At 48.3% G+C, this 13,497-nt stretch carries 15 protein-coding genes; 7 read left to right on the top strand and 8 right to left on the bottom strand.

The window, feature by feature from the left end; translation table 11 throughout:
* Positions 1-4: 4 nt before the first annotated feature.
* On the bottom strand, positions 5-631 hold the full coding sequence (locus MHI21_RS02575; RefSeq protein ID WP_069010781.1) for a nitroreductase family protein: 627 nt from the start codon (positions 629-631) through the stop codon (positions 5-7).
* A 235-nt stretch (positions 632-866) separates the two neighbouring features.
* Here MHI21_RS02575 and MHI21_RS02570 point away from each other — a divergent pair, with 235 nt between their 5' ends.
* Together MHI21_RS02570 and MHI21_RS02565 are read left to right on the top strand one after the other, a co-directional pair.
* Positions 867-1,343, top strand: a complete 477-nt coding sequence (locus tag MHI21_RS02570; RefSeq protein ID WP_053324504.1) for a disulfide oxidoreductase — start codon at positions 867-869, stop codon at positions 1,341-1,343.
* Positions 1,344-1,508: 165 nt separating this feature from the next.
* Positions 1,509-2,006 (top strand): cytochrome c biogenesis protein CcdC, encoded by a 498-nt coding sequence (locus tag MHI21_RS02565; RefSeq protein ID WP_342419374.1) that lies wholly within the window; start codon positions 1,509-1,511, stop codon positions 2,004-2,006.
* Positions 2,007-2,328: 322 nt separating this feature from the next.
* Here MHI21_RS02565 and map read toward each other — a convergent pair whose 3' ends face one another.
* Positions 2,329-3,075 (bottom strand): type I methionyl aminopeptidase, encoded by a 747-nt coding sequence (map, locus tag MHI21_RS02560; protein ID WP_023986734.1) that lies wholly within the window; start codon positions 3,073-3,075, stop codon positions 2,329-2,331.
* Positions 3,076-3,268: 193 nt separating this feature from the next.
* On the opposite strand from map, the gene MHI21_RS02555 reads away from it, so the two are divergent.
* The 4 genes from MHI21_RS02555 to MHI21_RS02540 all read left to right on the top strand — a co-directional run bounded on the left by MHI21_RS02555 (position 3,269) and on the right by MHI21_RS02540 (position 7,325).
* A complete protein-coding gene (locus tag MHI21_RS02555) occupies positions 3,269-3,964 on the top strand; it encodes a GntR family transcriptional regulator (RefSeq protein WP_254328930.1) in 696 nt (231 codons plus the stop codon).
* A gap of 131 nt (positions 3,965-4,095) precedes the next feature.
* Entirely contained in the window at positions 4,096-5,457 is a 1,362-nt protein-coding gene (locus MHI21_RS02550) for a GntP family permease (RefSeq protein ID WP_342419373.1), read from the top strand.
* A 41-nt stretch (positions 5,458-5,498) separates the two neighbouring features.
* Positions 5,499-7,052: a gluconokinase gene (gene gntK, locus MHI21_RS02545; RefSeq protein WP_342419372.1), complete on the top strand. Its 1,554-nt coding sequence runs from the start codon at positions 5,499-5,501 to the stop codon at positions 7,050-7,052.
* Between the two features lie 87 nt (positions 7,053-7,139).
* Positions 7,140-7,325, top strand: coding sequence for a hypothetical protein (locus tag MHI21_RS02540; RefSeq protein ID WP_061831157.1), 186 nt, complete (start codon positions 7,140-7,142; stop codon positions 7,323-7,325).
* A gap of 179 nt (positions 7,326-7,504) precedes the next feature.
* Here MHI21_RS02540 and MHI21_RS02535 read toward each other — a convergent pair whose 3' ends face one another.
* The 3 genes from MHI21_RS02535 to MHI21_RS02525 all read right to left on the bottom strand — a co-directional run bounded on the left by MHI21_RS02535 (position 7,505) and on the right by MHI21_RS02525 (position 9,524).
* Positions 7,505-7,624, bottom strand: coding sequence for a hypothetical protein (locus MHI21_RS02535; protein ID WP_013369112.1), 120 nt, complete (start codon positions 7,622-7,624; stop codon positions 7,505-7,507).
* 112 nt (positions 7,625-7,736) lie between these two features.
* A complete protein-coding gene (locus MHI21_RS02530; RefSeq protein ID WP_342419371.1) occupies positions 7,737-8,558 on the bottom strand; it encodes a protein kinase in 822 nt (273 codons plus the stop codon).
* 144 nt (positions 8,559-8,702) lie between these two features.
* Positions 8,703-9,524 (bottom strand): MerR family transcriptional regulator, encoded by an 822-nt coding sequence (locus tag MHI21_RS02525; RefSeq protein ID WP_342419370.1) that lies wholly within the window; start codon positions 9,522-9,524, stop codon positions 8,703-8,705.
* A 535-nt stretch (positions 9,525-10,059) separates the two neighbouring features.
* Between MHI21_RS02525 and MHI21_RS02520 the strand changes: the two genes are divergently transcribed.
* Positions 10,060-11,016: an L-lactate dehydrogenase gene (locus MHI21_RS02520; protein WP_023986728.1), complete on the top strand. Its 957-nt coding sequence runs from the start codon at positions 10,060-10,062 to the stop codon at positions 11,014-11,016.
* Between the two features lie 104 nt (positions 11,017-11,120).
* Here the strand turns inward: MHI21_RS02520 and MHI21_RS02515 are convergent, their stop codons facing one another.
* The 3 genes from MHI21_RS02515 to MHI21_RS02505 are packed head-to-tail and all read right to left on the bottom strand — an operon-like array spanning position 11,121 to position 13,479.
* A complete protein-coding gene (locus tag MHI21_RS02515) occupies positions 11,121-11,849 on the bottom strand; it encodes an ABC transporter permease (RefSeq protein ID WP_342419369.1) in 729 nt (242 codons plus the stop codon).
* Entirely contained in the window at positions 11,849-12,565 is a 717-nt protein-coding gene (locus tag MHI21_RS02510) for an ABC transporter permease (protein WP_341162432.1), read from the bottom strand. Before MHI21_RS02510 ends, MHI21_RS02515 begins: the two co-directional genes overlap by 1 nt.
* Positions 12,562-13,479 carry an ABC transporter ATP-binding protein gene (locus MHI21_RS02505; RefSeq protein WP_342419368.1) on the bottom strand — a complete coding sequence of 306 codons (918 nt, stop codon included), beginning with the start codon at positions 13,477-13,479 and terminating at the stop codon, positions 12,562-12,564. The genes MHI21_RS02510 and MHI21_RS02505 overlap by 4 nt, the downstream gene beginning before the upstream one ends.
* Positions 13,480-13,497: the final 18 nt, after the last annotated feature.

The raw sequence follows: 13,497 nt of genomic DNA, 5'->3' as shown, positions 1-13,497 counted from the left end.
CTTCTTAGAAGCTGCCTTTTACAACAACTTCAGACAATGGAAAACGTCCTGATGGACGCGCTGGCACTTGTGCCTTACCTACGCTAATAAGCAGGGTTGGCAGGTAACGTGCTGGAATATTGAATTGTTCGATCAATTGTGCTGGAATGAAACCGCCCATTGCGCAAGTGTCGTAGCCCAAAGATTTAGCAGCCAGCATAATATTTTGTGCTGCAAGAGCAGAGTTCAGGATGGCTGCATCGCGAGCTACTTGCGGGTTTTGGTATGCGCCGTTGATTTGACCTACCAATGCGTCACGGATTTCCGCTGGCAGTGCACCTGCTTCTACCGCTTGATCATAAATGACGGTGTTGCGGTTCGCTTCCAAATCACCCAATACGGCAATCGTAACGGAACTTTCCGCTACTTGACCCTGATTGTAGGCGATAGGTAGCAATTTTTGTTTGTCCGCTTCGCTTTCGATGACAAGGAATTTCCAGTGTTGAAGGTTCCAAGCGGAAGGAGCTTCTATCGCTGCAGTCAAAATAGCCTCCAAATCTTCCTCTGGCAATTTAAAATCCTTAACATAGCTCTTTACCGCGTGTCTTTCACTAATAGTAGATAGAGTTTCATTTTTTGGACTGCTCGACATTCTAGGCACACTCCTAATTTCTTAATATATATCTAACTTGAATCCTCATTAACTTCCCAAACTACTGCAATTATAAAAATGATAGTGAATGATGTCAATATGTTTAAGTATGACCCTGCACTCAAAATACAGTACAATACGGATTAAGACATACATATCGGCAGATGCCTGCCGATGGGACAAGACACGGGTGAGTTCATTTTGTTCTCATTTGAATTAAAAAAGGAGCGTTACTATGATTGGATCTTTTAAAAAAACGGATATTGCTTTGTTTGCCGCCTGGGTTGTAGCTTGTGTGGCAACTTTGGGCAGTCTGTATCTCAGCGAGATTTTGGGGTATGAGCCTTGTAAGCTGTGCTGGTTTCAGCGCATTCTGATGTATCCCCTGACCCTTCTGCTCGGGATCGCCTATTTTCGAGGGGATTCGGGGATACGCCGTTATGTCATGCCGTTGGCTATCATTGGAGGCGCGATTTCAGCCTATCATTTTATCATTCAGCGCATCCATGCAGCCGCCAAAGCAGCTGCGCAAACTTCAACTTCCTGCGGCAGAGTATCCTGTGAACAGGATTACCTGAACTGGTTCGATTTTATTACCATTCCTTTTCTCGCACTGATTGCCTTTATCCTTATTATTGCAGCCATGGGTTATATCATGCGTCAGGAGAAAAAATCAGCTCAAGGAGAGGTACAAGCAAAGGAACTCGCATAAGTATGAAAGAGACCTAATTATAGGACCCGTTACTACCAAGAGGCGTATAATCCGCTTGCCAGAGGAAAGACTGTAACTAAATATATCCATTGCATATGTGGTATAATGTAAAAGGTTTGCAGTCTGTCCAATAACGCTTATATTCCTTATAGAGGGGGCCAGTCCATGTTTCATATTAGCACCCCATTGCTACAATATGGCGCAACCTTCGGTATGATCTTAATCGCTATATCGGCTATTTTCATCCGTATGAAGACAGGTCATCGCCCGATTAATGCCAAAAAAATCATCATTCCTCCGCTCGGCATGAGCACCGGTTTTATGATGTTTGTAGTGCCAGAAGTACGGGTTCCCTGGCTTTGGGCACTGGGCGCTTTTCTGGTCGGCTGGTTTATTTTTTCTTACCCGTTGATCCGCAGCACCAAATTTGAATTGCAAGAAGGGCTGGTTTTCGTGCAACGCTCACGTACCTTCTTTTTTATCCTGATCAGCCTGCTGATCGTCCGATTGCTGCTGCATGAATTTATTCAGCATTACATTACCATTCCGCAGACAGCAGGGCTATTTTTCATTCTAGCCTTCGGGACCTTGTTACACTGGCGGCTTCGTATGTATTTCCAATATCGTCAGTTCGTTCCGAACGAGACGGAAGTTCGCATCTGACAAACGGGTTTTTAACATGCATGCTCGCATGTTGTTGCTGTATAGACCAAAAAGACACGTTCTCCCAACAGGAGCCGTGTCTTTTTGGTCTTTTAGGTCTATCAGGTCTACATTATGCATTCCAGAAAAAGGAGCTATTCGATTGCGTCCCTCTGTCTTCGCAGTGTACAGCATTCGATCTGCCTGAACATGCCTGGGACTGGAACGGACGTGCAGCGGATGCTTATAGCAAAAGAGACCGTCCTCTGGACAGCCCCTTTTTCTGTAACATGTCTAGCTCATTCAACCCGTTAGTCTGTATGCTCCCGATGGGTGCCTGCTTTTATTGCTGGGTCAAAATGATCGGACCATCTGCTGTAATGGCCAGCGTATGCTCGTATTGAGCAGACAAGCCGCCGTCCAACGTGCGTGCGGTCCAACCATCCGCATCAATTTTACTGCGGTATGTGCCTGTGTTGAGCATTGGCTCAATTGTAATGACCATACCCTCTTTTAAGCGTGGTCCACGATGCGGAGGTCCATAATGAGGAACTTGCGGTTGCTCATGCATTTCTTCCCCGATGCCATGCCCAATGAATTCGCGTACGACCGAGAAGCCTTCCGCTTCCGCGTAGGTTTGTATCGCATGGGAAATATCTCCGATCCGGTTACCGATAACGGCTTGCTCAATCCCTTTATACAGTGATTCCTTGGTAACATCCAGCAGCTTTTGCGCCTGCTCAGACACATTACCCACCGCATACGACCAAGCGGAATCTGCCAGCCAGCCATTCAGGTTCACAACCATGTCGATCGTCACGATGTCCCCGTCCTTCAACGGTGTCTTATTCGGAAAGCCGTGGCAAATCACATCGTTAGGTGAGCCACAAGTTGCAAACTGGTAGCCGTTATAACCCTTCTGCTCCGGTGTTGCGCCATGCTTCTTCATAAAGGATTCCGCAAAGGCGTCAATTTCCAGTGTCGTTATGCCTGGCTTGATCATTTTGGCAATTTCCCGGTGGCAAGCAGCCAAAATGTCTCCAGCTTTTTTCATATTTTCAATTTGTTCTTTGGTTTTAATGATAATCATTAAACGGTCTCCTTCTTTTCCGTGTTCGTTCCACTTTTCACTGCTTCTTTTTTCTGCTTCTATTGTAACGCTAAAAGCAGCGAAATGGAACCGATGTCAACTGACACCGTTTACAAGGATCTTAAACGGGGTATATAATATTCCATAACTTGTATACCAGTATGCAAAATTATTTCCAAGTTAGGAGTATCCTATGAAATATCCAACAACCTGGTTACAGGGCGCATCGCTTGGGGAAAGGATTGCTTGTGAACTTCGGCTTCAGATTATACGGGGTATTCAGACGCCAGGCACTGTTCTATCTGAGAATCAGATTGCTGCCGATTTTGGTACCAGTCGTTCTCCGGTGCGTGAAGCCTTGAAGGCACTCTCGAGCGAAGGACTGATCCGTTTAGAGCGCATGGGGGCGGTTGTCGTCGGCATGACACCCGGTGATATGGAGGAGCTATTCGATGTGCGAATGCTGATTGAGCATTTTGTTGTACAAAGGTATGTACATAGTGATAATGCCACATTGGTGACTGTTTTGAATCAGATGATTGACAAAATGGAAGTCGCTCTCAAGTACAGGGATGTCGTTGAATTTTCTCTTCAGGATTTTAATTTTCATGAGGCTCTGGTTCTGGAAGCAGGCCATACCCGTATTCTTCATACCTGGAACGGTATGAGACAGCTAATCCTGACGGTCATGTTAGCTGCGACAGAACAACGATTTGCGTCTAACATCGAAGAATCACAAGTCACGATTCACAAACATCGAACCTTTGCAAACGCTTTAAGTCAAGGGAATGCTCAGGAGTTATCGGGATTTATTGAGGATCATTACCGAGATACCCGCAACGCGGTTAACGATAGCGTTCTGTCTCCCTACAGAAAGACATCGTCCTAGCCGCAACATGCGTGACAAAGAGTCGATGTACCGCGCTTCATGCGTTTCTTGCTGGCGCGGTTCTCTTTTACATTAAAGTTGTCGACAAGTATACATTTAGCTACATTATATGAATAAGGAGGCATTACTTCATGAACACATTACTCGGCTTGAGTCATAACGCGTCCCTGCTCGTATGGGCGCTAGTTACCGTCATTCTTTTGATTTTGCTGATTGCCAAATTCAAATGGAATCCCTTCGTTTCACTGCTGCTTTCGTCGGTATTTCTCGGACTGGTTAACGGGATGCCGGGACATGAAGTTACTGCCTCCATCACCAAGGGGCTCGGCAGTACGCTCGGCTCCATCGCCATCGTGATCGGTTTAGGCACCATGCTCGGTAAAATGATGGCAGAATCCGGCGGTGCCGAACGCATCGCGACCACACTGATGGATCGTTTTGGTGAAAAACGCGTTCATTGGGCAATGATGATTGTAGGCTTTATCGTGGGTATTCCAGTATTTTTTGAGGTTGGTATTATTTTATTAATTCCCATTCTGTTCACGGTTGCCCGTAAAATGAATATGTCTCTGCTGAAAATCGGTATTCCGATGCTGGCAGGACTATCGACGGTACACGGCCTTTTGCCACCCCACCCGGCTCCGATGATCGCGATTGAAGCCTTTAACGCCAATATTGGACGCACGATAGGATATGCACTCATCGTGGGCATCCCATCCGCCATTATTGCAGGCCCGGTCTTCGGTGCTTGGATTGGCAAAAGAATCATGGTCAGACCTTCCGAGAGGCTGGACGAGCAGTTCAGAAATACGACGGGACGGTCGCTGCCTCCTTTTTGGATTACTCTGTTCACCATTTTATTACCTGTTATTCTAATGCTTAGCGGATCAGTCGCTGAAATCGTAGACCCGGCCAATACACATCCGCTCACTGTATTTTTCAAATTCATTGGTGATGAGGTTATGGCATTGCTGATTGCGGCCGTGTTTTCTTTTTTCTCGCTAGGCTATGCACGTGGTCTAAAGAAAGAGGATTTGTCCCGTTTTACCAGTGAATGTCTGGCACCAACAGCCTCTATTATCTTAATTATCGGGAGCGGCGGTGCATTTAAAACGGTATTGATCGACAGCGGTGTAGGTCAGGCCATTGCAGGGGTCGCTACAGGAGCCCATATGAATGTGATTGTATTTGCTTTTCTGGTCGCTGCGCTCATTCGTGTAGCCACTGGATCAGCGACAGTCGCGATGACGACAGGCTCCGGTATTGTCGCACCTGTACTGGCACTTACACCCGGCGCGAATGTCGAACTGGTCGTCCTTGCTACAGGAGCAGGGTCGCTGATCTTGTCTCATGTGAATGACGCCGGTTTTTGGATGATTAAAGAGTTTTTCAATATGACGGTTCCGCAGACTCTAAAATCATGGACCGTTATGGAAACCATCCTCTCCCTGGTCGCTTTCGGTTTGATTATGCTGCTGAGTGTGTTAATTTAACGATAATGAGCTAATAACGGTAAGTGAAGGGGAGATTGAATATGACAGACACCCGATATATGATCGGCGTCGATATCGGTACGACCAGTACCAAAGCGGTGCTTTTCGAAGAAAACGGCAATATTGCCGCCCAGCACCATGTGGGCTATCCGCTGCATACACCTGAGCCGGATGCGGCAGAACAGGACCCGGAAGATATTTTCAAAGCTGTCGTGACGACGGTGCAAGAGGTCATGAAACAAAGCGGAGTGTCAGCCGAGCATGTGCTGTTCGTCTCCTTCAGTTCGGCCATGCACAGTGTACTGGCGGTGGATAAGAACGGCAAACCGCTGACCGCCTCCATCACTTGGGCAGATAACCGTAGCGCCAAATGGGCCGAAGTGCTCAAACATGAATACAACGGACATGATATTTATTTACGCACCGGAACGCCCATCCACCCCATGTCACCGCTAACGAAACTAATGTGGATTACACGTGATTTACCGGATGTTGCGACCCAGACGTATAAATTCATTTCCATTAAGGAGTACATCTTTGCCCGGTTATTCCACCAATATGTCGTGGATCACTCGATCGCCTCTGCAACCGGACTTATGAATTTGCAGCAGCTAGACTGGGACGAGGAAGCGCTGCACCTTGCAGGTGTGACGAAGGAGCAGCTATCCGAGCTGGTGCCGACAACTCATGTGCTCAAAGGGCTGGATGAGACCTATGCGCATGACATGGGCCTACTGAAGACGACTCCTTTTGTGATCGGGGCCAGCGATGGTGTCTTGTCCAACCTCGGTGTGAATGCGATCAAACCTGGAGTTGTCGCTGTTACCATCGGCACCAGCGGAGCCATCCGTACCGTAGTTGATAAGCCGCTCACGGATGCCAAAGGGCGCTTTTTCTGTTACGCCTTGACGGAAAAGCTGTGGGTCATCGGCGGCCCGGTAAACAACGGAGGTATAGTCTTCCGCTGGATCCGGGATGAATTTGCAGCCTCCGAGGTGGAAACGGCCAAGCGACTGGGACTTGATCCATATCATGTGCTGACCCAAATTGCGGAACAGGTACGTCCTGGCTCCGATGGTCTGCTCTTTCTTCCATACTTATCCGGTGAACGTGCGCCCCTGTGGGACCCGAATGCTCGCGGCTCCTTCTTCGGTCTGTCCCTGCGTCACAAAAAAGAGCATATGATTCGCGCCGCTCTGGAGGGTGTGCTGTTCAATTTGTATACCGTCATGCTCGCCATGGAAGAAGTCATCGACAGACCGTCAGTCATTCACGCCACTGGTGGATTTGCACGCTCGGAGCTATGGAGACAGCTTATGGCGGATATTTTCGATCAGGAGGTCATTATCCCCGAAAGTCTGGAAAGCTCATGTCTGGGCGCAGCTATTCTGGGCTTGTACGCACTGGGACGGATTGATTCGCTGGATGCTGTGTCCAGTATGATCGGTACCACTCACCAGCACAAACCTGTAGCAGAACACGTGGATATTTATCGCGATTTACTGCCGATTTATATCCGCATTTCACGTAAATTCGAAGAAGAATTCAAGGATATTGCTGAATTTCAGGCCAAGTCCCTACAATCTTTAAATTAGTGGAACCTGTTCTAACGCTGCTGCGTATTACCGTTTTATAAAAACCTGTCTATGTCAGTTGGGCAGGGTAAGAAGGAGGATTAGACGATGCTCAAACAATTACTGCACCGCCTGCTTCATTCCACCTCTCATTCTCATAAGCGGCGATACAGCAGCTCAGACCGTTATTATGAACGTGAACGTAAACGCCATTCTTCTTCAGACGGTTACAAGAATAGTCACAATGGACACCGATATTACAAAGATAAACGCCGTCATTACTCCAGTTCTTAGCCAAACAACAAGAAGTAGCGACGGAATAGAGCGTAACACAAGAAGCATGCCACAGGCTCCTTCAAACCCTATAAAGCGAAGACCCTTCTTATCTCAAGGGCCTTCGCTTTATTGTTGTGCGCCCTTCGTTATGCAGGGCAACATCTGTGCATTTTACAGGAAATCGGCCAAGACCGAAATTACAGAAACAGGGTTTTAGAGATGATCACCAGCAAAATAAACAGAACCAGAATCGCTCCTACAGAGGTCCATGCTCCTACGCCGCAACCCATACCGCCTACTCCACACATATGACTCATTTACAACACTCCCTTCGCTCATTTACAGGATCATTGTATGTAGACCTGGTCAAATGCGTAAGGGGGGCATTCCCCCATTTTTGCGGCGAATGCCTGTTTATTTTTAGGGACGTTATGGGTTAACCTCAAGCAGCAACAAAGCTTCCCCCAGCTCTTGCATAAACTGTCGGCTATTCTCATAACGTGGCCGAATCTGAAAAAGACGCTCCAGCATATGACGCACAGGTGAACTCAGCTTCAATTCTTCCTGCCAGCTTGCCGGCGGTTGATCCGGCTGAGGCTCGTAACTGCTATACAGCATAAAAAGCATTAAATGTCCGACATCGTACAAATCGCTGTAGACGGCGACATCTTGTCGCTCGGGTGCGCGCTTTTCCAGCATGGATTCGGTAAATATATCCTCCTGTCGCTCTCCTACCGCCAGAGCAAGACCAAAGTCGATCAGGTAAGGCTTCCCCTCGCGGTGAATCACATTGGGAATGCGGATATCCCGATGGATATAGCCCCGTTCATGCACATGCAGAACTCGCTCCATTAACTCCAAAATGTAGACAATGCATTCCTGTTCTGTAAAGGAACGCTCCTGTTCAAATATAAGCTCCTCCAACGTCATGCCGGAGATGTATTCCATAACCACAACTATTCCGTTCGAATGTTCGACAATTTCGAGCAGCTTCGGAATATAAGGGTGTTCCATCTGCCGCATAATATGAGCCTCGCGCTGCAATAGCTGAACTGCCTTCGCCCGTTTGCTCGGTCTGGGCATTTTCACTGCTACCTCTTGTCCGCTGTGCCGATCCAGACAGAGGTAGGTTAGACCATAGCTCCCCATGCCTAAAAGCGAACGAACATCATAACGTCCGCTCAGTAAATCGCCAGGCTGTTTCGGATAGTCCAGCCATGATTCATATGCGTTCCGCAACCAAGCAAACATATTTATATCCTTTCCTCTACATGCCGCAGCAACGTTTCTTATGCGGCTTGTTCTCGTATTCTTATATTCCGTTATTATACCATCCACGATAAAAGACCATCAGAACCGGGAAGGTCTGATGGTCTTTATCAAAAAAGATGCTGGTTATGCCTCTCTGCGTCTGCGCGGTGTCAGACCAAGCCAGGACAACAACGAACCGCGCGATTTGCGTTGCCTGCCCTGGTAGGTACGCAAATTAGTAATTAACTGCCGGTCTCGTTCCTCGTCAACCTTTTCTTTCATCCAGCGTTTTTGATCCTCCAGTTGGTTAGACAGACTGATATTCTTTTCCACCAAACGACTGTGCTCTGCTTCCAGCTCCTCCAAACGGCTCCTCATTTCCAACAAAGCGGTTTGCACCATGTCCTGCATCTGCGCCAGTTCTTGCGGCTCTACGGACTCCCGCGTTTGTACGGATACAGGTGCTTGCTCCAATCTATACTCAATGGTTGGTTCCAAAGTCTGTAACTCTTCCTGCGCCTGTAGCTGCATGGGTTCCTCTGACAGTTCCTGAGCATTCATTTCATCCTGTAACTCTGTCAGTTCTACCGTAGCAGCTGCTTGCGCCTGCATGACAGTCTCTTCCCTACCCTCAGCCGCCGCCATTATTTCTTCCCAGGTTGCGGTTAGTGACTCAGCATCCGAGATGGGTGGCAAGCGGAATTCTTCATCCTCCATTTGAAAGGGAGCGGTCACTCTCTCAAGCACCACCTGAACCGCCTGCTCCATCGTCATATGCTGCTCACGCAACGCCCTCCGCATCACCTTCAAGCACTCAACATCCTCAGCACTGAACATCCTCGATTGATTCGCGGAACGCTGAAACACATACCCCTGCTCCTCCAGCGCCGCTGCATATTTACGAAGGGTACTCGCCCCGATTCCCAACTGTTTTGCTGCTTCCGTCGTCGATTTGCTTTCTTCCATTTAATCATTACCTCCCCGGATGGTATGGAAAGAAATAAGCTTGTATATGTAGAATTCGCGAAATCCATTGGAAACCCTTTGGCAAAAATGTTCTAATATTGCAGACTGCTAAGAACCTTTGTCATAACGGAATATTTGTAGATATACAAGAAACGACATTGCAGAGAATACTTCCGTTCTGTATGTCCTTGAAACTCTTTAAAGAACGTCATATAAATGTCATACTTTCATTATTTTCATGGCACTATTCCTTCCATCAACATAGTTCATGTTATAATTTACACAGAAGTCACCTTAAATATAAATTGAAACATGCTCTCCTATCTTCCAGTAAAAGTATTGATAATTCACGTTCATTCTATAATTAATCCTAAAAAACACCTCTATTCACAGTTCATTTTTAATTTCCCGGAATGGAGACAAAAAAATGGATATTTTCAAAAGATCAGCAATATGTTATGTTATGTAACGTAAAATGTATTTCAGGCATAATTTGTAGCATATTAACGTTCGCTGGAACGAGGAGGCAACATAGATGAAGGGGAAGGCAAGGAAAGTAGCTATTGTCGGCGCGGGAATGGTCGGTTCGAGCTGTGCCTACTCAATGGTTAATCAGTCCATTTGTGATGAGATCATGATGATTGACCGCACGTATGATCGGGCTTTGGCCCATGCACTGGATCTGTCCCATTGTATGGATTTTACGTCCACACGTACCAAGGTGCGTGCCGGCACGTATGCAGACTGCACGGATATGGACGTTGTGATTATAACGGCTGGAGCCAACCCTAAACCGGGTCAAGACCGCCTATCTGTGCTGGACGACGCAGTGCTTATTACCAGAGAGATTGTAACCGCGATTATGGAGGGTGGCTTCGACGGTATATTCGTCATTGCCGCTAATCCTGTCGACATTGTAACGTATATGGTACAAAGTATATCCGGTCTGCCGCGCAACAAGGTGATCGGCACGGGCACCTCCATTGACTCATCCCGACTCAAGACGTTGCTTTCTGAAGTATTTTCCATAGATCCGCGTAGCGTACAAGGATATGCGCTTGGCGAGCATGGCGAATCCCAATTCGTTGCCTGGTCACACGTCACGATTGGCGGCAAGCCGCTCTTGCACATTTTGCGTCAGCATAAGGAACGATTCAGCCACGTCGATCTGGACGACATTGCCCGTAAAACTCGGGATGCAGGCTGGGAGATCTTCACCCGCAAAGGGGCCACTTATTTTGGTATTGCCAATGCGCTGGCGTACATTACTCGTTCCATTTTAAATGATGATGGTAAAATTATAGCGGTCTCTGCTGTATTGGACGGCGAGTACGGGCACACCGATGTCTGCACGGGCGTTCCGGCGATTATCGGCAGCAGAGGAATCCAAGAGGTCATCGAGCTGGAGCTAAGTCCGGAAGAACAAGCGAAGTTCGACGCCTCTTGCCACCTTATCAGCAATAATATCCGTGCCATTTCAGGCTTAGTGTAACCCCATAGAGCCAGTACCTTATTCAGAACACGAACCTGAGTACAGTAAAAAAGCTCCTTACCCTCATTTAGGGTAAGGAGCTTTTTTAGTTCCTATATTTCGTCTTATATCTCTTTATAACGAAATATCGAGAGGCCAGCCAATGCAAACAGGACAAAGCTACCCAGTACCACCGTCAAGAGTGTATCCGTCGGCACCATGAACGCCCCGAAGTCGTCTCCCCCACTCGGCATCATCGCCAATAAAGGTTGTACCCACGGATAATACGGAGCATAGGTCTGAGAGTTGGCGATCAGCATATTGGGCACGGTGAAGACGAAATTCAAAGCAAGCGGTGCGGCAAAGCTGGACCACAAGAAGGACACCATCAACTGCAACGCAGCCAGCGGCAGGCAGGCTACCCAGCCTGCGAGCAAACTTTGAGCGATCACGGCCCAAGGGATTGGTCCGTTCATGTCCTGCACAGCTCCAACACCCAGCAGCGCTCCTCCGAACAGTAGCTGAGTCAATCCGACCAAGGCCATAATAATTGTCAACTTGGCTGCATACAGACTGGTGCGGGACAATGGCAATGACATGAGTTGCTTCCAACCGCCGCCCCCATGCTCGAATCGGCAGACTAGAGATCCAAATACGGCGGTCAGCATCGGCATGAACAGCATGGCATGTAATGTAAGCATGGCAGTCAACAGCAACAGCCAGTTCCCTCCCGGATTCGCAAGCAAGCCAATCAAGACGGCAATCGCCGGGCTGACGAGCGCAAGCAGCCAGACGGGCGATTTGGCCATTTTCATACGTTCAACAGAAAGTAGCCGCACATATCCTCCGAACATTACGCCACATCCTTTCGGCTAAAATGGGCCGCTGTCAGCAGACTGAGAAGCATGCCCGTTCCGCACCCGACGGACGCAAACATCCACGCTTGAGGTGCAACCCATGCGAATTGCGGCCATGCCAACGGAAACCATTCGGACAGCTGTGAAGCAAACAAGCTGCCGATGCCTAACGTAATGCCCAGTGTTACAGGCAGCGCCTGATTATGGAACGTGACCGTTAACCACAACAATAATACGAGCATAGGCAGCGTGCCGCCCAAGGGCCAAAACCCGAGTCGTAGCAGTTCCCCTACGGGTGCAGGCTCTCCCCCGAAGCCAAGAATCATTCCCAACACCCACGTCCCTACCGTCAGGAGTAGACAGGACACGCACAGCATCCCGATCGCTAGCGTCAGCTTGGCCATATAAACACTAAATTTGGAAATAGGCAAAGCCAGCAGCTGCTTCCAAGAGTTAGACGAATGTTCCACATTCGCCAGCATGGAAGCGACCATCGTAGCTCCTAATACCAGCGCAAGGGGGACAAAAATAGCGATGTTATCCATCAAGCCTTCCCATAAATGCCCCTTGTATCGCGGAATCAGATAGTCATAGCGGAGCCCAAAGTTCAGTCCCTGCATCGCTACCAGCCCTAGGGGACCGAGGAACACCAAGAACCAGATTCCCTTTCTGCGTGCTTTGAGCAGATCCGCCGTGAGCGCTCGCAGCATCATAAGGAAGCCCCTCCTTTGCCCACTACCTGCATGAACATATCCTCCAGCGATTTGCGGCGTTCCTCCACACGGTATACGGCATGCGTATTTTCGACCAATCTTCTGACCAGCAGCGCAACAGCCGCATCATTCATGTTCTCGAAATCCAGCGCCGATCCGTCCTTCACTGAATGGTAGCCCTGCTCACGCGCAATCAATTGGGCTGCTTCCGGTTCCGACACTACGATCCGAATCCAGCCTGCGGATTCCTGACGGAGATTATGAATCGTGTTTTGAAAGACCAGCTCTCCTTCACGGATAATACCCACGGTATTCGCCATATGCTCTACCTCGCTCAACAGATGGCTGGATACCAGCACGGTGATCCCCCGTTCCTTGGGCATCGCCTGAATCAATGTGCGCATTTCCTGAATACCCTCTGGGTCCAAACCATTCGTAGGCTCATCCAAAATGAGCACTTCGGGATTCCCAAGCAGGGCTGCTGCAATACCCAGTCTCTGCTTCATGCCCAGCGAGTAGCCTTTGACTGGACGTTTGGCATGCTTGGTCAGTCGGACGACCTCTAACACTTCCGCAATGTTTTGCTTGGGTACATTCAAAATACGGCGAATGGCCTCCAGATTTTCAATTGCGTTCAAATGACCATAATACGAAGGATACTCCACCAACGAGCCGACTTTACGCAAAATATCGAGCTTATGTCTGCGAATATCTTTGCCGAATATACGGATCGTTCCTCGAGTTGGGCGAATAAGTCCAAGCAGCATACGGATCGTTGTCGTTTTCCCCGCTCCATTTGGACCCAGAAATCCGTAAATATCTCCTCGAGCTATTTTTAGGTCCAGCTGATTAACCGCCGCGCGGCCTTTGTATATTTTGCTGAGACTGTTCGTTTCAATAATGTATTCGTTCAAGTTCCTCACCTCGACACC

It is taken from the genome of Paenibacillus sp. FSL H8-0168 (assembly GCF_038592955.1).
In the GTDB taxonomy this organism is placed as follows: Bacteria; Bacillota; Bacilli; order Paenibacillales; family Paenibacillaceae; genus Paenibacillus; species Paenibacillus polymyxa_B.
Note: the sequence above shows the minus strand (reverse complement) of the source record. Positions and strands in the feature narration are given on the sequence as shown.